This window comes from Streptacidiphilus carbonis, assembly GCF_000787775.1.
GTDB lineage: Bacteria > Actinomycetota > Actinomycetes > Streptomycetales > Streptomycetaceae > Streptacidiphilus > Streptacidiphilus carbonis.
Window position 1 is genome coordinate 9,832 of the sequence record NZ_BBPM01000068.1, and the last position, 26,296, is coordinate 36,127.

Annotated in this window: 22 protein-coding genes; 11 read left to right on the forward strand and 11 right to left on the reverse strand. The window is 72.2% G+C overall.

Annotated elements, in window-relative coordinates; all coding sequences use genetic code 11:
- The 4 genes from TR46_RS40315 to TR46_RS32745 all read right to left on the reverse strand — a co-directional run.
- Positions 1 to 313: 2-oxoglutarate dehydrogenase E1 subunit family protein (locus TR46_RS40315; protein WP_236655622.1), on the reverse strand; the 313-nt coding region annotated here is incomplete at its 3' end.
- Between the two features lie 261 nt (positions 314 to 574).
- Positions 575 to 1,753 (reverse strand): sensor histidine kinase, encoded by a 1,179-nt coding sequence (locus tag TR46_RS32735; RefSeq protein WP_084719139.1) that lies wholly within the window; start codon positions 1,751 to 1,753, stop codon positions 575 to 577.
- The gene (locus TR46_RS32740; RefSeq protein WP_037596024.1) at positions 1,750 to 2,484 is read right to left on the reverse strand and encodes a response regulator transcription factor; all 735 of its coding nucleotides are present in this window, start codon (positions 2,482 to 2,484) and stop codon (positions 1,750 to 1,752) included. The genes TR46_RS32735 and TR46_RS32740 overlap by 4 nt, the downstream gene beginning before the upstream one ends.
- A gap of 226 nt (positions 2,485 to 2,710) precedes the next feature.
- Positions 2,711 to 3,397, reverse strand: a complete 687-nt coding sequence (locus TR46_RS32745) for a spermidine synthase family protein (RefSeq protein WP_042409190.1) — start codon at positions 3,395 to 3,397, stop codon at positions 2,711 to 2,713.
- 150 nt (positions 3,398 to 3,547) lie between these two features.
- On the opposite strand from TR46_RS32745, the gene lon reads away from it, so the two are divergent.
- Both lon and TR46_RS32755 read left to right on the forward strand, forming a co-directional pair.
- The gene (gene lon / locus TR46_RS32750) at positions 3,548 to 5,995 is read left to right on the forward strand and encodes an endopeptidase La (protein WP_042409193.1); all 2,448 of its coding nucleotides are present in this window, start codon (positions 3,548 to 3,550) and stop codon (positions 5,993 to 5,995) included.
- 145 nt (positions 5,996 to 6,140) lie between these two features.
- Positions 6,141 to 7,619: an FtsW/RodA/SpoVE family cell cycle protein gene (locus TR46_RS32755; RefSeq protein WP_052433303.1), complete on the forward strand. Its 1,479-nt coding sequence runs from the start codon at positions 6,141 to 6,143 to the stop codon at positions 7,617 to 7,619.
- Positions 7,620 to 7,778: 159 nt separating this feature from the next.
- Here the strand turns inward: TR46_RS32755 and TR46_RS32760 are convergent, their stop codons facing one another.
- Together TR46_RS32760 and TR46_RS32765 are read right to left on the reverse strand one after the other, a co-directional pair.
- Positions 7,779 to 9,014, reverse strand: coding sequence for a YncE family protein (locus TR46_RS32760; RefSeq protein ID WP_042409198.1), 1,236 nt, complete (start codon positions 9,012 to 9,014; stop codon positions 7,779 to 7,781).
- Positions 9,014 to 9,844: a polysaccharide deacetylase family protein gene (locus TR46_RS32765; RefSeq protein WP_042409201.1), complete on the reverse strand. Its 831-nt coding sequence runs from the start codon at positions 9,842 to 9,844 to the stop codon at positions 9,014 to 9,016. Before TR46_RS32765 ends, TR46_RS32760 begins: the two co-directional genes overlap by 1 nt.
- Before the next feature lie 125 nt (positions 9,845 to 9,969).
- Between TR46_RS32765 and TR46_RS32770 the strand changes: the two genes are divergently transcribed.
- Together TR46_RS32770 and TR46_RS32775 are read left to right on the forward strand one after the other, a co-directional pair.
- Positions 9,970 to 10,764, forward strand: a complete 795-nt coding sequence (locus TR46_RS32770; RefSeq protein WP_042409205.1) for an enoyl-CoA hydratase/isomerase family protein — start codon at positions 9,970 to 9,972, stop codon at positions 10,762 to 10,764.
- A 228-nt stretch (positions 10,765 to 10,992) separates the two neighbouring features.
- Entirely contained in the window at positions 10,993 to 11,475 is a 483-nt protein-coding gene (locus tag TR46_RS32775) for a SitI3 family protein (RefSeq protein WP_042409208.1), read from the forward strand.
- A 114-nt stretch (positions 11,476 to 11,589) separates the two neighbouring features.
- Here the strand turns inward: TR46_RS32775 and xylA are convergent, their stop codons facing one another.
- On the reverse strand, positions 11,590 to 12,762 hold the full coding sequence (gene xylA, locus TR46_RS32780) for a xylose isomerase (protein ID WP_042409211.1): 1,173 nt from the start codon (positions 12,760 to 12,762) through the stop codon (positions 11,590 to 11,592).
- 110 nt (positions 12,763 to 12,872) lie between these two features.
- On the opposite strand from xylA, the gene xylB reads away from it, so the two are divergent.
- The 3 genes from xylB to TR46_RS32795 all read left to right on the forward strand — a co-directional run bounded on the left by xylB (position 12,873) and on the right by TR46_RS32795 (position 16,718).
- Entirely contained in the window at positions 12,873 to 14,309 is a 1,437-nt protein-coding gene (xylB, locus tag TR46_RS32785; protein WP_042409214.1) for a xylulokinase, read from the forward strand.
- Between the two features lie 49 nt (positions 14,310 to 14,358).
- Positions 14,359 to 15,585, forward strand: coding sequence for an ROK family transcriptional regulator (locus tag TR46_RS32790; protein WP_042409216.1), 1,227 nt, complete (start codon positions 14,359 to 14,361; stop codon positions 15,583 to 15,585).
- Between the two features lie 83 nt (positions 15,586 to 15,668).
- On the forward strand, positions 15,669 to 16,718 hold the full coding sequence (locus tag TR46_RS32795) for an ABC transporter permease (protein WP_042409218.1): 1,050 nt from the start codon (positions 15,669 to 15,671) through the stop codon (positions 16,716 to 16,718).
- 166 nt (positions 16,719 to 16,884) lie between these two features.
- Here the strand turns inward: TR46_RS32795 and TR46_RS32800 are convergent, their stop codons facing one another.
- Both TR46_RS32800 and TR46_RS32805 read right to left on the reverse strand, forming a co-directional pair.
- A complete protein-coding gene (locus TR46_RS32800) occupies positions 16,885 to 17,118 on the reverse strand; it encodes a hypothetical protein (RefSeq protein ID WP_042409222.1) in 234 nt (77 codons plus the stop codon).
- A gap of 36 nt (positions 17,119 to 17,154) precedes the next feature.
- Positions 17,155 to 18,321 carry an inorganic phosphate transporter gene (locus tag TR46_RS32805; protein ID WP_042409226.1) on the reverse strand — a complete coding sequence of 389 codons (1,167 nt, stop codon included), beginning with the start codon at positions 18,319 to 18,321 and terminating at the stop codon, positions 17,155 to 17,157.
- 418 nt (positions 18,322 to 18,739) lie between these two features.
- On the opposite strand from TR46_RS32805, the gene TR46_RS32810 reads away from it, so the two are divergent.
- A complete protein-coding gene (locus TR46_RS32810) occupies positions 18,740 to 20,245 on the forward strand; it encodes a C40 family peptidase (RefSeq protein WP_152626817.1) in 1,506 nt (501 codons plus the stop codon).
- Between the two features lie 147 nt (positions 20,246 to 20,392).
- Here TR46_RS32810 and TR46_RS32815 read toward each other — a convergent pair whose 3' ends face one another.
- Both TR46_RS32815 and TR46_RS32820 read right to left on the reverse strand, forming a co-directional pair.
- Entirely contained in the window at positions 20,393 to 22,705 is a 2,313-nt protein-coding gene (locus tag TR46_RS32815) for an FdhF/YdeP family oxidoreductase (RefSeq protein ID WP_042409229.1), read from the reverse strand.
- Between the two features lie 119 nt (positions 22,706 to 22,824).
- Positions 22,825 to 23,202: a PASTA domain-containing protein gene (locus tag TR46_RS32820; protein ID WP_052433305.1), complete on the reverse strand. Its 378-nt coding sequence runs from the start codon at positions 23,200 to 23,202 to the stop codon at positions 22,825 to 22,827.
- A gap of 388 nt (positions 23,203 to 23,590) precedes the next feature.
- On the opposite strand from TR46_RS32820, the gene TR46_RS32825 reads away from it, so the two are divergent.
- The 3 genes from TR46_RS32825 to TR46_RS32835 all read left to right on the forward strand — a co-directional run bounded on the left by TR46_RS32825 (position 23,591) and on the right by TR46_RS32835 (position 26,003).
- A complete protein-coding gene (locus tag TR46_RS32825) occupies positions 23,591 to 24,379 on the forward strand; it encodes a DUF1684 domain-containing protein (protein ID WP_042409232.1) in 789 nt (262 codons plus the stop codon).
- A gap of 29 nt (positions 24,380 to 24,408) precedes the next feature.
- Positions 24,409 to 25,005, forward strand: a complete 597-nt coding sequence (locus tag TR46_RS32830; protein ID WP_042409238.1) for a GNAT family N-acetyltransferase — start codon at positions 24,409 to 24,411, stop codon at positions 25,003 to 25,005.
- A gap of 116 nt (positions 25,006 to 25,121) precedes the next feature.
- Entirely contained in the window at positions 25,122 to 26,003 is an 882-nt protein-coding gene (locus tag TR46_RS32835; protein ID WP_042409265.1) for a fumarylacetoacetate hydrolase family protein, read from the forward strand.
- Positions 26,004 to 26,296 lie beyond the last annotated feature (293 nt).

The window sequence follows — 26,296 nt, forward strand, 5'->3', positions numbered from 1 at the left end:
GGGGGGGACCGGGGGGCGGGGGCGCGGGGGCGGGGGGGGCGGCGGGCGGCGGGGGTGCGGGGACCGCTGCCGGGGCAGAGGGGGCCGCGGCGGTCTGTGCTGCCGCCGTCACCTCGGCTCCGGCAGGGGCACCCGGTCGGCCCGTCTTCTCGCCGGCCTTGTAGTCGGCGAAGAAATCCCACCAGGCCCGGTCGACCGAGTTGGGGTCCTGGAGGTACTGCTGGTAGATCTCGTCGACGAGCCACTCGTTCGGGCCGAAACCCGGATCGGTGCTGGTCGAGCTGGTTGAGGTATGGGGGGACTCTGGCGACACGGCGGCAACCGCCCTCTTCCGCTTCCTTAAGGATGTGTGGACAGCGGATGCCAAGGCTACGCCCCCAGCAGGTCTCCGCGCAGTTCCCGACCCCCGGCCGTCGCGCAGATCACAGTGCGACCGTCGGCTTTGGCGCGAAACCGATGTGTGGAGTCGGCCGCGAAGGGGGATAACGATTGGCTGTTCGGCCGGATGAAGGCGATCAATTCCGACATTCAGGACGAATTCCATGGGCCGCCGACGGCACTTCCGGCAATTGTCTCAGGTCTGTCTCAAACGGACATGTGACCGTTGCCCCGGGAGGGTGATCCGGATCAGGCAGCCCGCGGCGGAGTCCGCGACCGCGATGGTTCCGCCGTGCAGGTCGACGGCCCAGCGGGCGATGGCCAGGCCGAGGCCGGTGCCGCCGTCGCTGCCGGGGCCCTGGGCGGAGGGGCCGCTGCCGCGGCTGAAGCGTTCGAACACGCGGTGCCGGTCCTCGGGACGGATGCCGGGGCCCTGGTCGGCGACCTCCAGCAGCAGGCCGCCGGCCCCGCGGCCGCCGCCGTTCAGCAGTTCCCGGGCCCGGACGGTGACGGTGCCGTCCTTGGGGCTGTGCCGGCAGGAGTTGTCGACCAGGTTGGCGACCACCTGGTGCAGCCGCTCCGGGTCGGCGACCGCGGTGAGGCCGGGGGAGACGTCCAGGGCCAGCGAGACGTCGTGGCGCCGGCGGCTGGCCCCGCCGGAGGTGGAGCCGTCCATGCTCAGGCCGCGGAGCACCCCGGACAGGAAGAGCTCGACGCCGAACTCCCGGGTGTCCAGCGAGGTGACCCCGTCGGCGATCTTGGACAGGTCGAGCAGATGGGCCACCAGCCGGCCCAGCCGCTCGGTCTGCTCCAGGGCCGCGGTCATGGTGGCCGGCTCCGGGCGGACCACCCCGTCGACCACGTTCTCCAGCACCGCGCGCAGGGCGGCGATGGGGGTGCGCAGCTCGTGCGAGACATTGGCGATCAGCTCGCGGCGCTGCCGGTCGGCGGCCTCCAGGTCGGCGGCCATGGTGTTGAACGCGGTGGCCAGCTCGCCCACCTCGTCGCGGGAGGTGGCCCGTACCTCGCGGCTGTAGTCGCCGGCCGCCATGGCCCGGGCGGCCGCGGTCATCTCGCGCAGCGGCGCGGTCATGCCGTGTGCCAGTAGCTGGGTGATCAGCAGCGAGGCGACCACCGAGAAGATCATGACTATCCGGATCTGGGTGTCCGAGTTCAGCGCCAGCACCACCATCAGAGTGGAGATGCACACCGAGGTGATCACCAGGACCGCGAGCTTGGCCTTGATCGAGCGGAGCGGGTCCAGCGGGCGCAGGTCCGCCCAGACGCGCTGCGCCGCGCGGCGCAGCGGGCCGGGGCGCGTGGCCGCCTGCGGATCGCTGCTTCTGCTCGCCCGGGCCCCCCTGATGCAGCTCATGGCGTCGGCGCCTCCAAGGCGTAGCCGACCCCGTGCACGGTGCGGATCCAGTTGGCCCCGATCTTGCGGCGCAGCGCCTTCACATGGCTGTCGACGGTGCGGGTGCCGGAGGCGTCGGTCCAGTCCCAGACCTCGGCGAGCAGTTGCTCGCGGGTCAGCACCGCCCGGGGCTGCTGGGCCAGGCAGGCCAGCAGGTCGAACTCGGTGGGCGTCAGGTGGATGTCGCCGCCGGCCACCCGGACCCGGCGCTGGACGTTGTCGATCTCCAGCTCGCCGAGGCGCAGGGTGCCGCCCATCGGGGTGCGGGCGGCCAGTTGGGCCCGCTCCACCCGGCGGAGAAGCACATTGACCCGGGCCGCCAGCTCGCGCATGGAGAACGGCTTGGTCATGTAGTCGTCGGCGCCCACGCCGAGGCCGACCAGCATGTCGGTCTCGTCGTCGCGCGCGGTCAGCATCAGTACCGGCACCGGTCGGTGCGCCTGGATCCGCCGGCACACCTCCAGGCCGTCGAAGCCCGGCAGCATCACGTCCAGCACCACCAGGTCGGGCTGCCAGGTCTGGAAGCAGTCCACCGCGGTGGGCCCGTCGTGCGAGATCGCCACGCGGAAGCCCTCGGCGCCCAGGCGGGCGGCGATGGACTCGGCGATGGTCGGCTCGTCCTCCACGACCAGGACCCGTCGCTGACCTCCGGTCCCGTTGGTCTCCTGCTGCTGTGCATCCGTCACGGTCACGCCACCGCCCCCAGGGCTTGCGGGTATCTCGGAACGCCTGTGGGGGCGCTCCTGCTCGCTTCGTCTCGTCCGAACTGGTTGGTGCCTGCCGCCCACCGGTCGCAGCCTACGGACCGGCGCAGTCCCCCGGCACCCAGTCTTCTACAAACCGGTCTTCCGGGGGGCGGCATGGGCGTAGACCCTACCTGCCCTTCATGGGTGGGCTGCGTCGCCGCCCGTACAGCGCTCATACGGGCAGAGTGGCAAGGTACACGACATCCGGCAGACCGCGCTCCACTTGCACACCCACCGGGACGGACTCGACCACCGGAAAACGGCTCCGCAGTCGCTGCTCGAAGGCCGGCGAGGGGGCGCCGCTCCAGAAGGCCAGCACGCCGCCTGGGAGCAGCACGCGCTGCGCCAGATCCAGCCCCGACTCGGTGTAGAGGCTGTCGTTGGACTCGGTGACGGTCCAGTCCGGGCCGTTGTCGATGTCCAGGCAGAGCGCGTGATAGCGCTCCGCGGTGCCGTGCAGGTGCCGCAGCAGGTCGTCGTGGACGATCCGGACGCGCGGGTCGGTGTGGCCGCCGCCGGCGAAGGGCGCCAGGGGTGCGTCGCCCGCGGTGTGCCAGTCGATCACGGCCTGCTCGCGCTCCAGCACGGTGATCCGTCCCGGTCGGGGGTCGGCCGCGGCCTCGGCCAGCGAGAAGCCGACGCCGAGGCCGCCGATCAGCAGGCTCGCGCCCTGCGGTCCGGCCAGCGCGTCCAGGACGGCGGTGACCAGCAGGCGCTCGGAGCGGCCGTCCGAGGTGTCCATCAGGAAGCAGCCGTTGGCGATGATCTCGAAGTGCTCGCCCCGGCGGCGCAGTACCGCCTCGCCGTAGGGGCCTTCGCGGCGGTCCAGGACTTCGGGCGGGTCTGACAGCACGGGCATGGCAGCGGCTCTCTCCGGTGTTGCTGGGATGCGGCGGCATTCATTCTGCCGCAGTGGCGCGATCGCTCACGGCGAACACCGCTGGGGAACACCAGGGGGGTCAATCTCCTTTAGTCCAGTTAACTCAACTTTGATTACTGGGGAGAGATCATGGCGAACGCCTCTTCATTGACCCTGCCGGTACTGCCGCTCGATGACGAGGCGGTGCTCCCCGGCATGGTCGTCCCGCTCGACCTGTCCGACCCCGACGTGCGCTCCGCCGTCGAGGCCGCCCAGGCCGCGGTGCGGGACAGCGGGGCGCACGCGCCCGGCATCAGGACCGTGGCGAGCGCCCGCAAGGCGCGGGTGCTGCTGGTCCCGCGGATCGACGGCTCCTACGGCGCCATCGGCACCCTGGCGACGGTCGAGCAGGTCGGCCGGCTGGCCGACGGCGACCCGGCCGCGCTGGTCAGGGGTGTCCGACGGGTGCGGATCGGGGCCGGTACCACCGGGCCTGGCGCTGCCCTCTGGGTCGAGGCCGAGCCGATCACGGCCGACGTCCCGGACCCGCTTCCGGGCGCCGTGGCCGAGCTGGTCCGCGACTACAAGGCGCTGACCACCACCTGGCTGCAGAAGCGCGGGGCCTGGCAGATCGTGGACCGGGTCGCCGCCATCGAGGACGTCTCCGACCTGGCCGACAACATCGGCTACGCGCCGTTCCTGACCGGGGCCGAGAAGGTCCAGGTCCTGGAGGAGCTGGACCCGGTGGCCCGGCTGAAGCTGTCCCTGCAGCTGCTGCGCGACCACCTGGCCGAGGAGGACGTCGCGGAGACCATCCGCAAGGACGTCCAGGAGGGCATGGAGAAGCAGCAGAAGGAGTTCCTGCTGCGCCGGCAGCTGGAGGCGGTCCGCAAGGAGCTCTCCGACCTCAACGGCGACCCCGACACCGAGGAGGAGGACTACCGAGTCCGGGTGGAGGCCGCCGACCTGCCCGAGAAGGTCCGCGAGGCCGCGCTCAAGGAGGTCGACAAGCTGGAGCGCTCCTCCGACGCCTCGCCGGAGGGCAGCTGGATCCGCACCTGGCTGGACACCGTCCTGGAACTGCCCTGGAACGAGCGCAGCGAGGACGAGTACGACATCGCCGGCGCCCGCGCCGTCCTGGACGCCGACCACTTCGGCCTGGACGACGTCAAGGACCGGATCGTCGAGTACCTGGCGGTCCGCAAGCGGCGGGCCGACAAGGGCCTGGGTCAGGTCGGCGGGCGCCGTGGGGGCGCCGTGCTGGCGCTGGTCGGGCCGCCCGGGGTCGGCAAGACCTCGCTGGGCGAGTCCGTGGCGCGGGCCATGGGCCGGTCCTTCGTCCGGGTCGCCCTGGGCGGCGTCCGGGACGAGGCGGAGATCCGCGGCCACCGGCGCACCTACGTCGGAGCGCTGCCCGGACGCGTCGTCAGGGCGATCAAGGAGGCCGGTTCGATGAACCCGGTCGTGCTGCTGGACGAGATCGACAAGGTCGGCTCGGACTACCGGGGCGACCCGGCGGCGGCGCTGCTGGAGGTGCTGGACCCGGCGCAGAACCACACCTTCAGGGACCACTACCTGGAGGTCGAGCTGGACCTGTCCGACGTGGTCTTCCTGGCCACCGCCAATGTGCTGGAGGCCATCCCGGAGGCGCTGCTGGACCGGATGGAGCTGGTCCGCCTGGACGGCTACACCGAGGACGAGAAGGTCGTCATCGCCAGGGACCACCTGCTGCCGCGCCAGCTGGAGCGGGCCGGTCTGGGCGCCGACGAGGTCGTGGTGGCCGAGGACGCGCTGCGCAGCCTGGCCGGCGAGTACACCCGTGAGGCGGGCGTCCGCAGCCTGGAGCGGGCCGTGGCCCGGATCCTGCGCAAGGTCGCGGCCCAGCAGGAGCTGGGCGCCGAGGGCGCCGAGCTGCCGCGCACGGTCACCGCGGGTGACCTGCGCGGGCTGATCGGCCGTCCGCACCACACCCCGGAGGCGGCCCAGGAGCCCGGCGAGCGCCGTACCTCGGTGCCCGGCGTGGCCACCGGGCTGGCCGTCACCGGGGCGGGAGGTGACGTCCTCTACATCGAGGCGTCGCTGGCCGACCCGGAGACCGGCTCCACCGGGCTGACCCTCACCGGCCAGCTGGGCGACGTGATGAAGGAGTCGGTGCAGATCGCGCTGTCCTTCCTGCGCTCGCACGGGGCCGAGCTGGAGCTGCCGGTCACCACGCTGCGCGAGCGCGGCGTCCACGTCCACGTCCCGGCCGGGGCCGTGCCCAAGGACGGCCCGAGCGCGGGTGTGACGATGACCACCGCACTGGCCTCGCTGCTCTCCGGGCGCAAGGTCAGGACCGAGGTCGCGATGACCGGCGAGGTCTCGCTGACCGGCAGGGTGCTGCCGATCGGCGGGGTGAAGCAGAAGCTGCTGGCCGCCGACCGGGCCGGGATCACCACGGTGCTCATCCCCTCCCGCAACGAGGCCGACCTGGACGACGTCCCGGCCGAGGTGCTGGAGCGGCTGACCGTCCACCCGGTGTCGGACGTCCGGCAGGTGCTGGAACTGGCGCTGGAGCCCGCGGTCACCCTGACCAAGGGCAGCGTGCTGGCCGCCTGACCGGCTGCGCCCGGGCACAACGGCGCAGCGAGGCGCCCGACCACCGCCGTCGGAACCGTCGTTTCGAGGGGGCCGTCCCCGTACGGGACGAGACCTGCGAGAATGCGACGGTTCTGACGGCGAGTGGGTTGGGTGGGTGCGCGCGATGGGCGGACGACGAGCAGCGGGGAGCCTCCCCGGTGCCGCTGCCAGGGCCTCCGGGTTCACCGGGCCCCCGGCGAAGAAGCGCAACCTGGAACTGATGCTGACCGTTTTCGCGGTCGCCATCTGCGGCTTCGCCGACGCCAGCGTCGAGCTGGCGATCAACGACAAGCTGCCCGGCAGCTTCGCCACCACGGTGGGCGGACTCGCCGTACTGGCGCTGCTGTCGCACCTGGTGGTGCGGCAGTGGGCGGCCTACGCCGATCCGCTGATCCTGCCGATCTCGGTGCTGCTCACCGGGCTGGGTCTGACCCTGATCCACCGCCTGGACGAGGCGACCGTCAAGCAGAACCCCCACAACGTGACCATGGCCTCCGGCCAGATCATGTGGACGGTGATAGCCGTGGCGGTCTTCGCCGGGTTCGTGATCTGGGTGAAGCACCACCGGGTGCTCCAGCGCTACACGTACCTGGTGATGGCGGTGTCCCTGGTGATGCTGGTGGCTCCGGCCTTCTTCTCCGGCGACTCCTACGGGGCGCGGCGCTGGATCCGGCTGGGCCCGCTGTCCTTCCAGCCGGGCGAGTTCACCAAGCTCGCCATCATCGTCTTCTTCGCCAGCTACCTGATGGCCAACCGGGACGCGCTGGCGCTGGTCGGCCGGAAGATCATGGGGATCAGCCTGCCGCGCGGCCGGAACATGGGCCCGGTGCTGGTGATCTGGGCGGTCAGCCTGGTGGTGCTGGTCGCCGAGTCCGACCTGGGCACCTCGATGATCTTCTTCGGCGCCTTCGTGGTGATGCTCTACATCGCCACCGAGCGCACCGGGTGGCTGGTGCTCGGCTGCGCGATGGCGCTGGCCGGCGCGGTGGCGGCGGGGACCCTGGTCTCGCACGTGGCCTACCGGGTCAACAACTGGCTCGACCCGATGGACTACTACACCCACGTGGTCAACGGGAAGCCGCCGCTGGGCAGCTCACCGCAGCTGGCCCAGTCGCTGTTCGCACTGGCCAACGGCGGGTTCACCGGGGCCGGCCTGGGCATGGGCCACTCGATCCTGATCGGTTTCGCCTCACGCAGCGACTGGATCCTGGCCACGGTGGGCGAGGAGATGGGGTCCGCCGGGCTGATGGCCGTGCTGCTGCTCTACATGCTGCTGGCCCAGCGCGGGATGCGCACCGCGATCAGGCTGAGCGACCCGTTCGGCAAACTGCTGGCCTCCGGTCTGGCGGCGACGCTGATCATCCAGGTGTTCGTGGTGTCCGGGGGAGTCATCGGACTCATCCCGCAGACCGGGAAGGCACTGCCGTTCCTGGCCCAGGGCGGGTCCTCGACGGTGGCCAACTGGATCATGGTGGCGCTGCTGATCAAGCTCAGCGACGCGGCCGGGCAGTCCGAACTGACGGTGCCGCAGGATCCTGCGGAGACGCTGACGATCTCCGCCGAGGAGATTGCCGCTGCGCGGGCGGAGTTCGGAGCGGCCTAGGTTTCGGGGTCGGTTCTCGGGTGCGGCGTCTGCATGGCTGGTCGCGCAGTTCCCCGCGCCCCTGGGGGCTGCAACGTGCCCACGGCGGGTCAGTCGCAGCTACCTGGGGGCGCGGGGAACTGCGCGACCAGCCGTCCACGGTCCGCACCCGAAGACCCGTCAGCGGAAGACGCCCGTGTGCCCCAACGAGTAGCGGCCCGGTTGCGGGTAGACGCACAGGCCGTGCGGCCCGTCGCCGACCGGGATCCTGGCGATCAGGTGGCCGTCCGCGGTCGACATCGCGTAGACCTCGGAGTTGTAGCGGCCGGAGAGCCACAGCACCTTGCCGTCGGCGGACACCCCGCCCATGTCCGGGCTGCCGCCGCCCGGGATCTGCCACTTGTGGATCAGCTTGCCGGTCGCGAAGTCCAGTACCGAGACCGAGCCCTCGCCGCGGTTGGAGATGTAGAGGTACTTCGAGTCCCGGCTGACGTACAGGCCGTGCGCCCCGGCGCCGGTCTTCAGCAGGGTGGGCACCGAGAAGGTGTCGCCGTTCAGCTCCCACACCCCGTTGGCCATCATGTCGGCGACGTACCAGACCTTGCCGTCCGGGGAGATCTTGACGTCCTGCGGCATGGAGCCGTTGTAGGGGATCCGCTGCCTGGCGACGACCGCCATCTTCGCCGTGTCGACCTTGAGCAGGTCGCCGGAGAACTCGCAGGAGACGATGAAGTACTTCCCGTCCGGCGAGAAGTCGGCGTGGTTCACCCCCGCGCAGCCGGCCGGCACGGACTTGACCACCTTCATGGTGTGGGCGTCCCGGAACACCAGGGCGTGGTCGTTGGAGGCCATCACGATGGCGTGCTTGCCGTCCGGGGTGAAGTACAGGTTGTAGGGGTCGTGCACGTCGACCGGGTCGCCCGGCTTGCCGGTGGCCGGGTCGATCGGGGTGAGGCTGTTGCCCAGGTCGTTGTTGACCCAGAGCGTCTTCAGGTCCCAGGAGGGGACCACGTGCTGGGGCTCGTGGCCCACGTGCAGGGTCTGGATCACCTTGTAGGTGGCGGGGTCGATGACGCTGACCGTGTCCGAGAGGGTGTTGGGCACATAGATCCGGGACGGGAAGTCCTTGACCGCCGGGGAGAGCTCGCCCGGACGGTCCGCGGCGTAGACGTCGGTGGCGGAGAGCGGCGGCGGCATGCCGGGGAGATAGGCGTCGGCGCTGCGCGGGAACAGCGCGGTGCCGGAGGCCGATGCGGCGGCGGCCCCCGTTGCCGGCTTGGCCTGGACGGCGTTGGCGCTCGACTTGCCGTGCCCGGCCGAGCAGGCCGAGGCGAGCAGCAGGCTGCCGGCGGCGATGGCGACGCAGGCCGACAGGGGAAGCAGGCGGGCCCGGGAGAGTGGCTGGAGAGAAGGCATCAGCTGAGCAGCTCCGAGGTTGTGACCGGGCGGAGGCCGCGCCGGTGCAGGCCGTCGAGGATTCCGGGCATCGCGCTGACCGTGCCGCTGTGCCCGAAGTGCATGCTGACCAGGGAGCCCGGGTGGACCGCGTCGAGGACGGTCCGGGTCACCGCGGCCGAGCCGGGGTCGGTGTAGTCGAGGGAGTCCAGGTCGTAGCTGAGGCAGTGCGTGTAGCCGGCCCGGCGGGCCTGGGCGGCGACGGTGGCGGTGCAGTCCTGGGCCTGGGAGGGGCGGAACCACCGGCCGGGGCTGCCGGTCAACTGCTTCAGCCGGGCGGCGCAGCGGGCGATCTCGGTGTACGCCTGCTGGGCGCCCATGGTGGAGATCGGACCGTGGTTCTGGGTGTGGTTGCCCAGCTCGTGCCCGCCGTCCAGGATCCGGGCGGCCATCTCGGGGTACTCGTCCAGCCAGCTGCCCACGGCCATGACGGTGACCCTGGCGTCCGCCCGTTCGGCCTCGGCCAGGACGGCCTTGGCGATCGCCGGGTCGCCCTGGCCGTGGAAGGTCAGCGCGACGGCCGGGCGGGTGCGCGGGCCGCCGGTGATCTCGAAGGGCAGGCCGGCCGCGAGGGCCGGCGGCGTGCCGGGGGCGGCGGAGCCCGTGGCGGCGCCCGCCGCGGCGGACGCACGGGCCGACGGCAGCGCGCTGGACGCGGCGTCCGGCGTGGCGTCCGCGGCTGCCGTGCCGGCGTGCGGGGCGCCGGAACTGTCGGAGCAGGCGGCTGTCAGCGAGCCCGCGGCGCCGATGGCCGCGATCCGCAGCAGGCCGCGACGGTCGAGTGGGGTCACCCATCGCACTCTAGAGTCAGCGCATCGGTCCCGCGCGATGAACGCTCGGACTCCGACCGTAGAGTGGCGCTCGGTCAGCTTGGCCGGCACAGGCCCGTTCGGGTCCGAACAGTGGAGGCGCGGGGATGCTGCAGGGCCGCAAGGAGCTGCCGTACGGAATACCCGGATTCCGGGTCCTCCTGGGTGAGGACGGCGTCGCCGTGTTGACGCTGGATCGTCCGGAGAAGCGGAACGCGCTCACCCGGGCGATGTGGCAGGCCCTGCCTGAGCTGCTGCGACGGCTCGCCGAGGAGCCCGGGCTGCGGGTGCTGCTGGTGACCGGCGCGGGCGGGACCTTCAGTGCCGGGGCCGACATCGCCGAGCTGCGCGAGGTGTACGCGGACCCGGCGGACGCGGACGAGTACCACGCCGTCAACGTCCGGGCCGAGGAGGCGCTGGCGGCCTTTCCGCATCCGACGCTGGCGGTGCTCCGGGGCGCCTGCGTGGGCGGCGGATGCCAGCTCGCGGTCGCCTGCGACCTGCGCTTCGCCGCGCCGGACGCCCGGCTCGGGATCACCCCGGCGAAGCTGGGCATCGTCTACCCCGCGGTGCCGACGGTGCGGCTGACCCGGCTGCTCGGCCCGGCCAGGGCGGCCTATCTGCTCTTTTCGGGTGAGCTGGTGCCGGCCCCGACGGCGCTGGTCTACGGCCTGGTCGAGGAGGTCGCCGAGGACGTCGAGGCCAGGGCCCTGGACTTCGCCCGCACCCTGGCGGCGCGCTCGGCGCAGACCCAGGGCGCGGTGAAGGCCGTGATCGCGGCCGAACTCGGCGGCGGGGACCCGCAGGCGGCGGTGGCCGCGTGGGAGCGGGCCTCGCGCACCGCGCCGGACGTGGCGGAGGGGCTGGCGGCGTTCATCGAGCGTCGGCAGCCGATGTTCTGACAGTTCGCCAGATAGTGTGACGACCCGCTCCGGCGTACAGCTGCCAGGGCGGCTACTGCGCCTTCGGGCTGAGGTAGCCGGAAAGGCGGCGGCCCGGCTTCGGAGGAGGTCACCAAGATCGGCGAGGACCAGGACGCGAGCGTCCGACCGGGTCGTGCTCAATCTCGCCGACAGCCCGGTGGACATCAGCAAGCTCAATGCCCAGCTCCATTGAAACGGACACCTGGTATGGCCATCTCCCACAGCCTCAGCCTGGCAACGCCCCTACCCGTGGCCCAGGTCGCCCTGGCCGTCCGTGAAGCCGGCGTGAGCGCCGGCCTGTTGGACGCCTCGACGGACTCCGCAGACCTGCTGGAGGACGGGGTGGTGACGCTGTCCGGCACCTGGATCCGGGTTCTGGAACCCACCCTGCAGCCATGGGATCCGCTGATCACCGACCTAGGGATCACACCGACGGTACGAGTGGCGTTCAGGCTCGACAAGACCGAGGACCTCACCGGGCAGACGGACGAGATCATCCGACTGGTGTCGCAACTCCTGGACCGGGTACCCGGCGATGCTGTGCTCCAGTACCTCCACGAGACCGTCTGGTTGCTGCGACGCGGGGACGATCTGAGCCTGAACGAACACGACGACCTCTGGCCTGCACGACGCCTGGCCCTGATGACCCAGCCGCACCGCCGCGCCACGTACACGTTCTCGGAGGAGTGACCAAGTCGGCCGCGGTCTTCCGTGAGCGGGGTGAAGGCCCGCCGGGTCTCCCCCGGGCGCCGCTCACGAAGGCGGCGTGAGCGGCGCGCGGGGGGTTCACCTGTTCGGCGAGGCTCAGGCGACGCCGAGCAGGTGGTCCAGGGCCAGCTGGTCGAGCTGCTCGAAGGCCATGCCGCGCTCCGCCGCGGCCTGGACGTCGAAGGACTCGAACGCGGTGTCGTCCGCCAGCAGGTCGGCCAGGGTCTCGCCCTCGCCGAGGGTCGGCTGGGCCAGCTCGTGCAGTCGGGCGGCGCGGAGCGCCTCCTGGACGGCCGGGTCGGCGCGGAACGCGGCGGCCTTGGCCTTGAGCGCCAGGTAGTTGCGCATGTTGCCGGCGGCCGAGGCCCAGACGCCGTCCATGTCCTCGGTGCGCGGGGGCTTGAAGTCGAAGTGGCGCGGACCGGCGTAGTCCGACGACTCCAGCAGGTCGACCAGCCAGAAGGCCTGGCGCAGGTCGCCCGCGCCGAAGCGGAGGTCCTGGTCGTACTTGATGCCGGACTGGCCGTTCAGGTCGATGTGGAACAGCTTGCCGTGCCACAGCGCCTGGGCGATGCCGTGCGGGAAGTTGAGGCCCGCCATCTGCTCGTGGCCGACCTCGGGGTTGAGGCCGACGCGGTCGGCGTGCTCCAGCGAGTTGATGAACGCCAGGGCGTGGCCGATGGTCGGGAGCAGGATGTCGCCGCGGGGCTCGTTGGGCTTGGGCTCGATCGCGAAGCGGATGTCGTACCCCTGCGACACGACGTAGTCGCCGAGGAGGTCGAAGCCCTCCTTGAGCCGGTCCAGCGCGACCCGGACGTCCTTGGCGGCGCCGGACTCGGCGCCCTCGCGGCCGCCCCAGGCGACGTAGGTGGTGGCGCCCAGCTCGGCGGCCAGGTCGATGTTGCGCATGGTCTTGCGCAGCGCGTAGCGGCGGACGTCGCGGTCGTTGGCGGTGAAGCCGCCGTCCTTGAACACCGGGTGGGTGAACAGGTTGGTGGTGGCCATCGGGACGGTCATGCCGGTGGCGTCCAGGGCCTGGCGGAAGCGCTTGATGTGGCCCTCGCGCTCGCTGTCCGAGGAGCCGAAGGGGATCAGGTCGTCGTCGTGGAAGGTCACGCCGTAGGCGCCGAGCTCGGCGAGGCGGGTGACGGTCTCGACCGGGTCGAGGGCGGGGCGGGTGGCGTCGCCGAAGGGGTCACGGCCCTGCCAGCCGACGGTCCAGAGGCCGAAGGTGAAGCGGTCCGCGGGGGTGGGTGTGAGGTCGGTCATGGCTACGGCTCCAGAAAGATCCAGGCGGGGGGACTATTCGTCATCGCGATGAACAAATTAGTATCAGCTCGTCGGGAGGGGAAGCCCCTGACCCCCACCAAGGAGGATTCGTGCAGGTCGGCAGCGATGAAATCGTGATTGGCATCGACAGCTCCACCCAGTCGGCCAAGGCGGTGGCGGTGGATGTGGCGACGGGGGCGGTGCTCGGCCAGGGCCGGGCCACGCACACGGTCAGCGGCGGCGGCGCGCGGGAGAGCGACCCGCGCGAGTGGTGGCGGGCGCTGGGCGAGGCGGTGGCCGGGACCGGGTACGCCGAGCGGGCGGCGGCGGTGTCGGTGGGCGGCCAGCAGCACGGGCTTGTGACATTGGACACATCCGGCGAGCCGGTCCGTCCGGCCCTGCTCTGGAACGACGTCCGCTCGGCGCCGCAGGCCGCCGCGCTGGTGGCGGAGCTGGGCCGGGACACCTGGGCCCAGCGGGCCGGCAGCGTGCCGGGAGCCTCCTTCACCGCGGCGAAGTGGGCCTGGCTGCGGGAGAACGAGCCCGAGGCCGCCGCCCGCACGGCCGCGGTGCGGCTGCCGCACGACTTCCTGACGGAGCGTCTGACCGGGACCGCGGCGACCGACCGGGGCGACGCCTCCGGCACCGGCTGGTGGACTCCCGAGGGGTACGACCTGGAGCTGCTGGCCCGGCTGGGCCTGGACGCCGGGATGCTGCCGACCGTGGTGGAGGCCGGCAAGGCTGCCGGCGAGGTGCTCGCCGGCAGCGGCACCGGGCTGCGCCCGGGCACCCTGGTCGCGTCCGGAACCGGCGACAACATGGCCGCGGCGCTGGGCCTGGGGCTCGCCCCCGGGCGTCCGGTGCTCAGCCTGGGCACCTCCGGGACCGTCTACGCGGTGACCCGGGGCCGTCCGGCCGACCCGTCCGGCACGGTCTGCGGCTTCGCCGACGCGCTGGACCACTGGCTGCCGCTGGCCTGCACCCTCAACTGCACTCTGGCCGTGGACCGCACGGCCGCCCTGCTCGGCCTGGACCGCCAGGCCGTGGAGCCCGGCGGCACCGCCGTCGTGCTGCCCTACTTCGACGGGGAGCGCACCCCCGACCTGCCCTACGCCTCCGGGCTGATCCACGGACTGCGCCACGACACCACCGGCGGCCAGCTGCTCCAGGCCGCCTACGACGGCGCCGCGTACTCGCTGCTGGCGGCGCTGGAGCAGGTGCTGGACGCGGGCGGGGAGCAGATCGACCCCGGCACCGAACTGCTGCTCATCGGCGGCGGCGCCCAGGGCACGGCCTGGCAGGACACCGTGCGCCGGCTGTCGGGCCGACCGGTGCGGATCCCGGCGGCGGGCGAGCTGGTCGCGCTGGGCGCGGCGGCCCAGGCCGCGGCGCTGCTCACCGGGGAACGCGCGGACGAGGTCGCGCGCCGCTGGGGCACCTCCGACGGACGGCTGCTGGAGCCGCTGCAGCGGGACGACGCCGCGCTGGAACGGATCGCGGATACGCTGCAGCGATCGGGAAATCTCTTTGATCAGCCCGTCATATGAGCGACAGAACGATGCATCGATGAAGCACGCCTGAGAGTACGGGGATCCCATGCCGAGCCAGAGCCACAGCCCGACCGGGGGCCAGCAGCGCCGTCCCGCCTCGCAGCAGGGCATGCGCCGGCAGAACCTGGCCCTGGTGCTGGGCGCCGTCGCCGCACACGCCCCGCTGTCACGGGCCGATGTCGCCGCCCGTACCGGGCTGACCAGGGCGGCGGTGTCCACCCTGGTGGTGACGCTGCACGAGGCCGGTCTGGTCAGCGAGCTGGGCCCGGCGCCGAGCGGACGGGTCGGCCGGCCCGGCAACGCGCTGGTGCTCAGCAACGAGGGCCCGGCCGGTCTCGGCCTGGAGGTCGGCGTGGAACACCTGGCCGGCTGCGTCGTCGACCTGAGCGGAGAGGTGCGGCTGCAGCGCCGGACCGCCTCGCCCAACCGTGGCCGCCCGGCCGACCAGGTGCTGGCCGACCTGGGCGCGCTCGCGGCCGAACTGCTGGCCGAGGCGGAGGCGTTGAAGCTGCGCCCGGCCGGGGCGGTACTGGCGGTGCCGGGCCTGGTGGACGCGGCGGCCGGGACGGTCGTGCACGCGGCCAACCTGGGCTGGCGCGAGCTGCACCTGCCGCCGGAGCTGCTGGGTCTGCCGCTCTCGGTGGAGAACGAGGCCAATCTCGGTGCCCTGGCCGAGCTGTGGCGCGAGGGCGGCGAGGCGGAGGGACCGGCCCCGGTCGACTTCGTCCATGTGTCGGCCGAGGCCGGTATCGGTGCGGCGCTGGTGGTCGGCGGGCGGCTGTTCCGGGGGGCGCGCGGCTTCGCCGGCGAACTGGGCCATGTGCCGGTGCACCCGGAGGGACCGCTCTGCCCCTGCGGTGCGCACGGCTGCCTGGAGCAGTACGCGGGCGAGCGCGCGGTGCTGGCCGCGGCGGGGCTGCCGGAGGCCTCCGGCGACTGGGTCGCGCTGCTGGCCAAGCGGGCGGCCGAGGGATCGGCGCCGGTGCGGGAGGCGCTGCGGCAGGCCGGGGTGGCCCTGGGCACGGCCCTGGCCGGCGCGGTCAACCTGGTCGACCCGGAGGCGGTCGTGCTCGGCGGCGCCTACGCCGAACTGGGCGAGTGGCTGCTGCCCGCGATGCGGGCGGAGCTGGCGGCCCGGGTGACGGTCCGTCCCTGGGAGGCCGGCGCGCTCTCGGCGTCCGGGCTGGGACGGGCCGGAGCGCTGCTGGGGGCAGCACTGGTGACGGTGCGTCGGATCATCGAGAATCCGTCGGGCGCGTACGGCGTGGGGTGACCGGCCCGCTGCCGAGGAGGTGCTAGGAATTGTCTGATTTATAGACGTTCTTTGCAGTGCGAGCACCTGGACGGACGGTCACCATGGCCAGTGGCGTGAGCGGGGCACGGCAGTCGCGCGGATTCGGAGCGGAGCTGCGGGACGCGGTCACCACACGTGCGTTTCTCCTGGTCATCGGGGTGCTGGGGTTGCAGCTGGGCTTCATCGTGTCCTACGTCGGAGCGCTGCACCACCCCTACCCGCACAAGGCGTCGATGGCGGTGGTGGCCCCGGCACAGGTCGGCGGGAAGCTGGTCGCACAGCTGAACGCGCTGCCCAAGAACGTCCTGGACGCCAGGGCGGTCGCGGACGAGGAGACGGCCCGCCGACAGATCAAGGACCAGAAGGTCTACTCGGCCCTGCTCTTCAACGCCGCCGGCACCCAGGACACGCTGATGGTCGCCAACGCCTCAGGACCGGCCCTGGCCACCGCGATCGAGAAGACCCTGACCGGGGTGGAGCAGCAGCAGGGCCGCACCTTCACCACCGTGGACGTGGTCCCGCTGGCGGCGGGGGACGCCGAGGGGCTGTCCTCGTTCTACCTGGCGGTGGGCCTGTGCGTGGGCGGCTACCTGGTCGCCTCGATCCTCGGCATCAGCGCGGGCTCCCGGCCCGCCAACCGCAAGCGGGCGGTGATCCGGCTCGGGGTGCTGGCGCTGTACTCGATCGCGGCCGGGATCGGCGCCGCGGTGGTCGTCGGCCCGGTCCTCAACGCCCTGCCGGGCAGCGTCGTGGCACTGTGGGGGATCGGCGCGCTGGTGGTCTTCGCGGTCGGCGCCATCACCATGGCCCTGGAGTGCCTGTTCGACGTGGTCGGCATCGGCATCGCGGTGCTGCTCTTCGTGGTCCTCGGCAACCCCAGCGCGGGCGGGGTCTTCCCGCCCCCGCTGATGCCGCCCTTCTGGCGCGCGATCGGCCCCTGGCTCCCCAACGGAGCGGGGACGAGCCTGGCTCGTTCGATCGCCTACTTCAACGGGACGGCGATCACCAAGCCGCTGTTGGTGCTGGTGGTGTGGGCGGTGGTCGGCGTCGTGGTCGCTCTGGTCGCCACGGCGTTCCGTCCCGGTCGGGGGCGGGGGATCGTCGAGGGGTGAGCCGTGGTTTCCGCCCGTGCTCAGCTGCGGACCATAGCGGGCTGATCGCGCAGTTCCCCGCGCCCCTGGGTAGGTGCAACTGATCCACAGCGGTTCAGTTGCAACCCCCAGGGGCGCGGGGAACTGCGCGACCGACCATCTACGGTCGGCAGCCGGAAATCCGGCCTCAGGCCCCCGCGATGAGGTAGAGCCCATAGCCGACGGCGGCGGCACACGCGGTGAAGGAAACCACGGCGACGGCCAGCGCCGTCCCCCGCGCAACGGAGGCGGCGCCGCCGACCGCGGCGGCCTCACGGCGCGACAGTGCCGAGACGCCGAGGCAGAACGCAGTGACCACGCCGAGGGTGATCAGCAGGCTCACGCCGAAAGTGTTGCCGAGTGCGGCCCAGTCGATCTTCATGCTGCGGAGACTCCAGTGCTCTCGTTGCCGGCCGGCTCAGGCCGCGATGGGGCCGGTGGCGGCCGGGACGGGGGTGAGCGGGGTGGGCTCGCCGACGGTGGAGGCCTCCACCACGTTGCCGGCGTCCACCCGCTGCCGCCGGGACAGCAGGTAGATCCAGAGGCTGGCCCCGACACCGACCAGCGCCAGCGCCACCTCGCCGACCGCCCCGCGGTCGACCAGCAGCGCTCCGCCGCCGCCCAGCAGGGCGGCCGCGGGGAGGGTGAGGCACCAGGCGTACGCCATCCGCCGCGCGGTGGACCAGTTGACCTGGCCGGTGCGGCCGCCCTTGCCCGCGCCCATGATGCCGCCGGAGCAGACCTGGGTGGTGGACAGGCCGAAGCCCATGTGGGACGAGGTGAGGATGACGGTGGCCGACGCGGTCTGCGCGGCGAAGCCCTGCGGGGCCTCGATCTCGGCGATGCCCCTGCCCAGGGTCCTGATGATCCGCCAGCCGCCCAGGTAGGTGCCGAGCGCGATGGCCAGCCCGGAGCTGACGATGACCCAGGTGGGAGGGTTCGACCCGGGGGCGATCGCACCGGCGGTGACCAGGGTCAGGGTGATCACGCCCATGGTCTTCTGGGCGTCGTTGGTGCCGTGGGCCAGCGAGACCAGCGAGGCGGAGGCGATCTGGCCGGCCTTGAAGCCCTTGGTGTTGACGGACTCGCTGCCCTTGGCGGTCATCCGGTAGGCGATCTTCGTCGCCCCCCAGGCGGCGACCCCGGCCACGACGGGCGAGGCGGCGGCGGGGATCAGGATCTTGGTGACCACCACGTCGAAGTGGACCCCGTGCATTCCGACCGCCACCAGGGTGGCGCCGATCAGCCCGCCGTACAGGGCGTGCGAGGAACTGGAGGGGATGCCGCGCAGCCAGGTGACGAGGTTCCAGATGATGGCGCCGATCAGCGCCGCGAAGACGACCGCGGGCTGGATCCCCGCCTTCTCGTCGACGAGTCCGCCGGAGATCGTCTTGGCGACGGCCACCGACAGGAACGCGCCCGCCAGGTTGAGCACGCCGGAGATCGCGACCGCGACCTTCGGCTTCAGCGCGCCGGTGGCGATGGAGGTGGCCATCGCGTTGGCGGTGTCGTGGAAGCCATTGGTGAAGTCAAAGGCGAGGGCCGTGATGATCACGACGGCCACCAGGAACGACATGTGTTCCATTACCAATCAATCGTCTCAGCGGAATCGACGTGGCTGACCGTAGGCATAGTGGGTGAACGGAAAGTGAACTGACGGCCGATCTGAAGTTGCTGCAGCAGCCGAAGCGGGGCGAATCGGGACGCACCGCCATGGGGCGTCTGGGGAGTGCTCGGGGTGCCCCCGTTCAACGGGCCTTCCGGAGAGAGCAGCGTCACATTCATGTCCGGCTGATTCGCTGGGTCGAGCCGGCGCTCCGGGGCCCGGTGAGGCTGAGATCCCGGTGAGAAATGGGCAGGCCCACTGCCGCATGTCGGTGCGGCGTGGAAGGATCTGCGAGGTTGCACGGGGAGCGAGGGGATTGTCGGTGCGGGGCACAGGTGGCGGCAGCAGAGGCAGGGTCCGGGGCGGGATTCGCGGCGCGGCGGGTGGCGCGGGCGCGTTGAGCGCCGACACCAGGCCATGGCTCAGAGGTGTGCTCCGGTGCGGTCTGCTGCTGGTCGCGGCCTCGCTGGTGGTGCTGCCGACGGCCGGTGCCTCCTTCGCGGCCGGCTCCACCACCGCGACCGCCGGTGCCGGTGCCGGTGCCGGTGCCACGAACGGTTCGGTGGACGCGCTCACCCAGGCCGAGAAGATCCTGCAGCCGATCCTGGACCAGCTGCACGCCACCTACCAGCAGGCCGAGGTGGCGACCCAGACGTACGACCAGTACACGGAGCAGCTCACCCAGGCCCAGGCCGACGACGCCGAGCTCCAGGTGCTGGTCGACAACGCGCAGACCTCGGTGGACACCGGTACCACCATCGCCGGGCAGCTTGCCACGGCCCAGTACCGCAACAGCGAGCTGTCGCAGCTGGGCCAGCTGCTCACCGCGTCGGACCCGGAGCAGGCGCTGCACACCGGCGAACTGCTCTCCATGGCCGGGAAGTCCCAGGCCGCCTTCATCGCGCAGCTCAAGGCCGACCAGGCCTCGCTGGTGCAGGCCAAGGCCGCCGCGGTGGCGGCCAAGACGCACGCGGCGCAGTTGGTCGCGGCCCAGGGCGTGCAGCGCGACACCATCAACAAGAAGCTCGACCAGATCCGGAAGCAGGTCGCCGCCCTCACCGGAGCCCAGCAGGAGGAGCTCTCCCTGCTGGAGCAGAAGGACGCGGACGCGGCCCAGACCGCGCTGCTGGCCTCGGGCGTGCTCGGCAAGGACGACCTGAAGCCCTCGGCGGCGGGCGCGGCGGCCATCGCCTACGCCTTCCAGCAGATCGGCTCCCCCTACGTGTGGGGCGGCATCGGCCCCTACGCCGCCGGCTTCGACTGCTCCGGACTGACCTCGCAGGCCTGGCTGCACGCGGGCGTGGTCATCCCGCGCACCAGCGAGGCGCAGTGGGCCGGGCTGACCCATGTGCCACTGAACGCGCTGCGCCCGGGCGACCTCATCGTCTACTTCAGCGGCGCCAGCCATGTCGCCCTCTACATCGGCGGCGGTCTGGTGATCCAGGCGCCGCACACCGGCGCGGTGGTGCATGTGACACCGATGGCGCAGAACCCGATCCTGGGCGCGGTGCGGCCGGACCCGGACAGCGCCTCGCTCGGCTCCTACGCGGCGCCGACGATCCCGAAGGGTGCGACCGGCCCGCAGCCGATAGGCCCCGGCCCGGCCGCCGGTTCGTCGTCCCCCGCCGCGGGCTCGTCCTCCGGGGGCGGCTCCGGTAAGGCGACGTCCAAGCCGTCGAGCAAGCCGACGGCCGGCGGTTCGCCGTCGGCATCGGATGCACCCTCCAGCGGCGCGAGTGCCTCGGCGTCGGCCAGTGCCAGTGCGAGTGCCTCGCCGTCGGCCGGCGCCAGCGCCAGCGCGAGCACTGGCGCCTCGGTCGGGCCGGCGCCCTCGGTCACGCCGTCTGCGGACGCCTCGTCGGCTACCGCCTCGGACTCGCCGTCGGGGGCGGCCACGGGCTGAACCAGGGGACCTCGGCTGCGGACCGTAGCGGGTTTGTCGCGCAGTTCCCCGCGCCCCTGAGGATGTGCAACTGAGCCAGTCGCAGCACCTTGGGGGCGCGGGGAACTGCGGGACAAGCCATGCAGACGCCGCAGTCGAACGCCGTGGCTAGCCCCGGACGGCTTCTGCCCCGGAGTCCTCCGCGAATCGGATGACGACCGACTTGGACGTCGGGGTGTTGCTGGTGTCGGCGGTGCTGTCGAGCGGCACCAGCACGTTGGTCTCGGGGTAGTACGCCGCCGCGCAGCCCCGCGCGGTCGGGTAGAGGACCACCCGGAAATGCGGTGCCCGCCGCTCAACGCCGTCGGACCACTCGCTGACCAGGTCCACCGTCGCGCCCTCGGCGAGCCCGTGCTCGGCGGCGTCCTCGGGGTGGACCAGGACCACCCTGCGGCCGTCCTTGATGCCGCGGTAGCGGTCGTCCAGGCCGTAGACGGTGGTGTTGTACTGGTCGTGCGAGCGCAGCGTCTGCAGCAGCAGCCGGCCCTGCGGGACCTCGGGCGCGGTCAGCTTGTTGACGGTGAAGTTGGCCTTGCCCGTCGTGGTCGGGAAGGCCCGCTCGTCCCGGGGCGCGTGCGGCAGGGCGAAGCCGCCCGGCTGCTTGATCCGCTCGTTGAAGTCCTCGAAGCCGGGGACCACCCGGGCGATCCGCTCCCGAACGGTGCCGTAGTCGGCCGCGAAATCCTCCCAGGGGACCGGGTTCTCCGGGCCCAGGGTGAGCCGGGCCAGCCGGCAGATGATCGCGGTCTCGGAGAGCAGGTCGGCGGCGGGGGGCTTCAGCGCGCCGCGCGAGGCGTGCACCATGCCCATCGAGTCCTCGACGGTGACCTGCTGCGGGCCGGTGTCGCGGACGTCCCGGTCGGTGCGGCCGAGCGTGGGCAGGATCAGCGCCCTGGCCCCGGTCACCACATGGGAGCGGTTGAGCTTGGTGGAGACATGGACGGTGAGGCGGCAGCTCCGCATCGCGTCCTCGGTGACCTCGGTGTCGGGGGTGGCCGAGACGAAGTTGCCGCCCATCGCGAAGAAGACCTTCACCTTGCCGTCGCGCATCCCGCGGATGGTGTCGACCACGTCCAGGCCGTGCTCACGCGGCGGCTCGAAGCGGAACTCCTTGCCGAGGGAGTCGAGGAAGGCCGCACTGGGGCGTTCGAAGATGCCCATGGTGCGGTCGCCCTGGACGTTGCTGTGCCCGCGCACCGGGCACACCCCGGCTCCGGGGCGGCCGATGTTGCCGCGCAGCAGCAGGTAGTTGACGACCTCTCGGATGGTCGGCACCGAGTGCTTGTGCTGGGTCAGGCCCATCGCCCAGCAGACGATGACCTTCTCGGAGGCCAGCGTCAGCTCGGCCAGTTCGCGGATCTGCGCCTCCGGCAGGCCGGTGGCGGCGAGCACTTCGTCCCAGTCGGTGTCGCGGGCGTCCTCGGCCCAGGCGTCGAAGCCGTGGCAGTGCTCCGCCAGGAACGCCCGGTCGAGCACGGTGCCCGGGTTCTTCTCCTCCGCCTCCAGCAGCAGCAGGTTGAGCGCGCGGAACAGGGCCAGGTCGCCGCCGAGGCGGATCTGCAGGAACAGGTCGTTGAGCTTGGTGCCGTTGCCGACCAGGCCGCGGGCGTTCTGCGGGTTCTTGAAGCGCTCCAGACCGGCCTCGGGCAGCGGGTTGACGCTGACGATCCTGGCGCCGGCCCGCTTGGCGCGCTCCAGCGCGGACAGCATCCGGGGGTGGTTGGTGCCCGGGTTCTGCCCGGCGACGATGATCAGGTCGGCCTGGTAGAGGTCCTTGAGGTGGACGCTGCCCTTGCCGACGCCGATGGTCTCGGTGAGCGCGGAACCCGAGGACTCGTGGCACATGTTGGAGCAGTCCGGCAGGTTGTTGGTGCCGAACTGGCGGGCCAGCAGTTGGAAGGTGAAGGCGGCCTCGTTGCTGGTGCGGCCCGAGGTGTAGAAGGCGGCGGCGTCCGGCGTCCCCAGGGCCTTGAGCTCGTCGGCGACCAGCCCGAGGGCGGCCTCCCAGCTGATCGGCGTGTAGTGGGTGGCGCCCTCGTCCAGCAGCATCGGCGTGGTCAGCCGGCCCTGCTGGCCGAGCCAGTAGCCGGAGCGCTCGGCGAGGTCGGCGACCGGGTGCTCGGCGAAGAAGTCCGGGCCGACCGTGCGCAGGGTCGCCTCCTCGGCGACGGCCTTGGCGCCGTTCTCGCAGAACTCGGCCGTATGGGTGTGCTCGGGCTCGGGCCAGGCGCAGCCGGGGCAGTCGAAGCCGTCCGGCTGGTTCAGCTTCAGCAGCGTGCGGACCGCGCGGGTGGCGCCCATCTGGGCGTTGGCGATCTTCGTGGTGTGGAACAGCGCGGGAAGCCCGGCCGCCGCGTGCTTGGGAGCCGAGACCTGGGGACTGTCCTGTGCCGGATCCTGTGCGGGAGCCTTGCCTGCCATGTCGTCCTACCTCGGATCACGGGCTGCCACTGGCACTTCCTTGCCGTCCCAGTGTTCCACCGCGCGGGGGCGTCCGGAACGTCGGGGTCGGGCGCGGGCTGCGGGAATGGCTTGCGGCCCTACTCCGCGGCGGGCTCGTCCAACTGCTCGACGGTGACATGGCCCATCGGCGGTTCGGGACCGGGTTCGGGATCGTGCACGGAGACGGCCAGCGGGGGCGGGCTGGGGTTGCGCGGTTCGCGCACACCGGCGTCGCCGCCCGGGCCGCCGCCGCGGTGGACGGTCCAGATCACCACCGTCGACCAGCGCGCCGCGAGCGAGCCGGCGCCGGGCGCCTGCGCGGAGACCGTGCCGTCCATGGCGGGCCGGGCGTCGGGGTCGGGCCCGGCCGCGACCAGCTGGGCCCGGCGCGCGAAGTCACGGGCCTGCTGCGGGGACAGGCCGATCAGGTCGGGGACGGTCACCAGGTAGGGCTGCGGGCCGGGACTGGACGCCATGCGTTCCAGGGTATGGCCGCTGTCAGCGATCGTCAGTCGGATCGTCAGACCCGGTCGGAGTTCTGCAGGCCCGGCGGGCGCGCAGGCTGCGGGCGGGCGGTTCGGACCCTGTTGACGGGTCGCCCGGCCGCTGCTCAACTGGGAGCGACTGGGACAAGGAGTCACTGGGACCGTGCATATCGAGCAGTGGAAGCGGAGGGCCACCGACTTCGGTCGCGTGTGGTCCGCTGCGTGTCGTCGCTGACCGCTCCTGCCCTCTTCCCGGTCCGGGCCCGCTCCCCTTCGCCGGTGCGACCATGGGAATGCGGAAGGACCGCCTGCCCTTCGTACATTCGTCCGTCCTCTTTCGTCTCGATTCCCGTCCCGATCCGTACCCGGAGGTACACCCGTGAGCAGCAGCCTGGACGCATGGAAGCACTGGCGCGACGACCGCGTGGTGGAGGCGCGTGCCCCGCACGGCCCGCTCGCCCTCACCGGCACGTACTGGCTGGCCGACCTGCGCGAGGGCGTGCCCGGGGTGCCCGGGCGCTGGGAGCTCCAGGGCAGCTGTGTGGTCCTCACCGCCGCCCGCCATGACGGCGTGGAGGTCGACAACACCCCGTTGGACGGCTCGGTCCGGCTCTGTCCGGACACCGCGCCCAAGCCCTCGCTGCTCACCCACGGCGGCCGGCGGCTGCTGCTGATCCTGCGCGAGGGGGAGTACGCGGTCCGCGTCTACGACCCGGCCTCCGAGTCCCGCACCGCCTTCGCCGGGATCGACGCCCACCCCTATGCGCCGGAGTGGGCGCTGCCGGCCCGGTTCGCCACGTACGAGCGGCCCCGCACCGTCGCCGTCGGCAACGCGGACGGCCGCGAGCGCGGCCTCGCCCTGGCCGGGACGGTCGCCTTCACCGCGCCCGGCGCGGCGGCCGTGACCACCCTGCACGTCAGCCAGGACGAGGACGGCGGGCTGAGCGCGGTCTTCGCGGACGCGGGCAGCGGCCGTGACGGCGCCTTCCGGTTCCGCTTCGTCTCCCTGGACGCCCCCGCCGCGGACGGCGCGACCGTGCTCGACCTCAACCGGGCCCACCTGCCGCCCTGCGCCTTCGCCGACCACTTCATCTGCCCCTTCCCGCCCCCGGGCAACACCCTCGCCTTCGCGGTGCCGGCGGGAGAGAAGCGGGTGCTGAAGCACTGAGGGACGCCCGGGGCGGGCAGGATGCGGGGATGGACGACGACGAGCAGGACGGCGACAAGCAGGAGACGCGCCCCCGCCCCGACTTCCTCACCAAGCCGGTCCTGAGCGGCGAGCTGGTGCTGCTGCGGGCGGTGACCGACCAGGACCTGCCCGCGCTCCGGCCGATGCTGGAGGATCCGGAGGTCGCCCGGCTGACCGGGAGCCAGGGCGAAGCGCCGGACGAGGCGCGGCTGCAGGCCTGGTACCGGACCCGGATCGGGCAGGACGACCGGCTGGACCTCGCCGTGGTGGAGCGGGCGACCGGGCAGTGCGTGGGCGAGGCGGTGCTGAACGACTGGGACGGCCCCAACGAGAGCTGCAACTTCCGCATCGCCCTGGCGCCCGGTGCCCACGGCCGCGGCCTGGGCACCGAGGCCACCCGGCTGATCTGCGGATACGGCTTCGAGAAGCTGGGCCTGCACCGGATCTCGCTGGAGGTCTACGCCTTCAATCCGCGCGCCAGGCGCGCCTACGAGAAGGCCGGTTTCCAGCAGGAGGGCGTTCTGCGGGACGCGCTGCGCTGGGACGGCCGCTGGGTGGACGCGGTGGTGATGTCGATGCTGGCGGGGGACCGGCAGCGGGCCTGACCGGTGTCCGGATGGTGGCGCCGAGCTGGACGGGGTGTTCCGGATGTTGATATAGATCGGACCTCCTGGCGACGGTGGGCGACCGGACCGTCCTGATCGCAAAGGTGGTGGTGCAGGTGCGATTCCTGCGTGTAGGACCCCCGGGTGCGGAACGACCGGCACTCCTGGGAAGCGACGGCACAACGGTCTACGACCTGTCCGGCGTCACGTCGGACATCGACGGACGGTTCCTCGGACGGCTGCTCGACGCCCGCGACGGCGGCGACGCGGAGCTGGCCGGGCTGGCGGCACTGGCCGAGCGCGGCGGGCTGCCCCGGTTCGAGACGGCCGGACAGCGGATCGGCGCGCCCGTCGCCCGTCCGCCCAAGGTGGTCTGCGTCGGCCTGAACTACCGGGACCACGCGGCCGAGACCGGGGCGGAGCTGCCGGCCGAGCCGGTGCTCTTCATGAAGGCGAGCGGCACCGTCGTCGGTCCCGACGACGAGGTGCTGATCCCGCGCAACAGCGAGAAGACCGACTACGAGGTCGAGCTGGCGATCGTGGTCGGCCGCACCGCCCGCTACCTGGACACTCCGGAGGACGCCGACTCGGTGATCGCCGGCTACGCCCTCAGCAACGACGTCTCCGAGCGCGAGTTCCAGATCGAGCGCGGCGGCACCTGGGACAAGGGCAAGTCCTGCGAGACCTTCAACCCGCTGGGCCCCTGGCTGGTGACCCCGGACGAGATCCCCGACCCCCAGCGGCTGGGGCTGCGCACCCTGGTCAACGGCGAGGTCCGGCAGCAGGGCAGCACCGCTGACATGATCTTCACGGTGCGTCACATCGTCTGGTACATCAGCCAGTTCATGGTCCTGGAGCCCGGTGACGTGATCAACACCGGCACCCCGGCCGGCGTGGCCATGGGCCGTCCCGACAAGCCCTACCTGCGCCCGGGCGACACGATGGAACTCTCCATCGACGGTCTCGGCACCATGCGCCAGCCCCTCGGCAAGGCCTGACGGCGTCGTTGTCGCGCAGTTCGCCGCGCCCCTGAGCAGGTGCAACCGGGCCAGTTGCAGTCAGCCAGGGGCGCGGGGAACTGCGCGACCAGCCCCCCACGGTCCGCAGCCGAAAACCTTCACCGACCCCCGGAACCAAACAACCCGCCGAGACGCCCCGCGAGCTCCGCCCCGCCCCCCGCCATCCCCCGCAGAACCTCCGCGCACTGCGCATCGTGCAGCGCCGAAACCGCGAACATCGCCATGAACTCGTCCACCAGCCAGTCCCGCAGCTCCGCCGCGCTCCCCACCCC